The following is a 1,768-nucleotide window of genomic DNA, read 5'->3' as shown; positions in this document are numbered from 1 at the left end:
TGTATCACCTTTAGCACCTTTTTGAATCGTAATAACAGATCCATCTGAGAATGTTACTTTTGTATTGCCTTCTGGTGTTGTTTCTGAAGTTTGAACAGTAATCGATTTGCCATCTTTACCATTCACACCATCTTGTGCTTTAGGGATAACAACTTTAGTACCATCGCTGAATGTGACTTCAGTTCCTTCTGGAGTTTGAGTTGTACCAGTAATCGTAATCGATGTTCCGTTTTCACCTCGTGCTCCTGCTGCACCTGTGTCACCTTTAGCACCTTTTGGAATAACAACAGATGAACCATCGCTGAATCTAACAACAGTGTTGCCATTTTCATCTGGAGCTGAAGATTCAACTGTAATTGATTTACCATTTGTGCCATCTGCGCCAGCTTGGCCTTTAGGAATTACAACTGATTTACCATCACTGAAGACTACTTTCGTAGAACCGTCAGGTTGTACTGTTGTACTTTCAACAGTTACTGATGTGCCATCTTGACCGGCTGCACCAGCGTCACCTTTATCTCCTTTTTCACCTTTTGGAATAGAGATTTCATGACCGTCGCTGAATGTGACTTTAGTTGAGCCATCTGGTTGAAGTGCAGTATCTGTAATTGTGACAGATGTGCCATTTGTACCATTAGTTCCATCTTGGCCTTTAGGTACAACTACTTTTGTACCATCGCTGAATGTGACTTCAGTTCCTTCTGGAGTTTGTTTAGTGCCGCTGACTGTGATAGATGCACCATCAGCACCTCTAGCACCTGCTTCACCTTGAGCACCAGTTGCGCCTGTATCTCCTTTAGGAATTTCTAATGTTTTGCCGTCAGAGAAGGTTACTTGTTTATTACCATTCGGCAATGTTGTTGTATCCGTGATAGTAATAGATTTGCCATCTTGACCTTTAGGAATTGAGATTTCGTGACCATCACTGAACGTAACTTTTGTTGAGCCGTCTGGTTGTACTTCAGAACCTGTTACAGTAACTGATGCACCATCACGACCAGCTGCGCCAGTGTCGCCTTTATCTCCTTTTTCGCCTTTAGGAATGATGACTTCATGACCGTCACTGAAGACTACTTTTGTTGAACCGTCTGGTTGAGCAGCAGTACTTGTAATCGTAATCGATGTACCGTTTGTACCATTTGTGCCGTCTTGGCCTTTAGGAATCACTACTTTTGTACCATCACTGAATGTTAATTCTGTACCTTCAGGTTTTTGTGCTGTATTTGTAATCGTAATTGATTTGCCGTCCGCACCTTTTGCTCCTGCTTCGCCTTGAGCACCTGCTTCTCCTTTAGGTATTTCTAATGTTTTACCATCTGAGAAGGTTACTTGTTTATTGCCATTCGGTAATGTTGTTGTATCTGTAATTGTGATTGATGTTCCATTTTCACCTTTTGCACCTTGTGCTCCAGTTTCACCACGGTCACCTTTTTCACCTTTAGGAATTGTGACTGTTGAACCGTCACTAAATCTAACTACCGTATTACCTTCTGCATCTGGTGTTGTAGATTCAACTGTAATTGATTTGCCATTAGCTCCTGCAGCGCCGTCTTGACCTTTCGGAATAGAGATCTCATGACCATCGCTGAAGACTACTTTTGTTGAACCGTCAGGTTGAACTGCAGTACTTGAAACAGTCACTGATGTGCCGTTTGTACCATTTGTGCCGTCTTGGCCTTTAGGGATAACAACTTTTGTGCCGTCGCTGAATGTTAATTCTGTACCTTCAGGTTTTTGTGCAGTGTTTGTAATCGTAATTGATTGTCCG

At 42.3% G+C, this 1,768-nt stretch carries 1 pseudogene; it reads right to left on the bottom strand.

Annotated elements, in window-relative coordinates:
• Positions 1-1,768 (bottom strand): annotated as a pseudogene (locus C7N65_RS12485) (YSIRK signal domain/LPXTG anchor domain surface protein); the annotation flags it as partial.

The organism is Staphylococcus simulans (assembly GCF_002994445.1).
GTDB classification, from domain to species: Bacteria; Bacillota; Bacilli; order Staphylococcales; family Staphylococcaceae; genus Staphylococcus; species Staphylococcus simulans_B.
The sequence above is the reverse complement of the archived record's forward strand: the minus strand, read 5'-3'. Positions and strand labels throughout refer to the sequence as shown.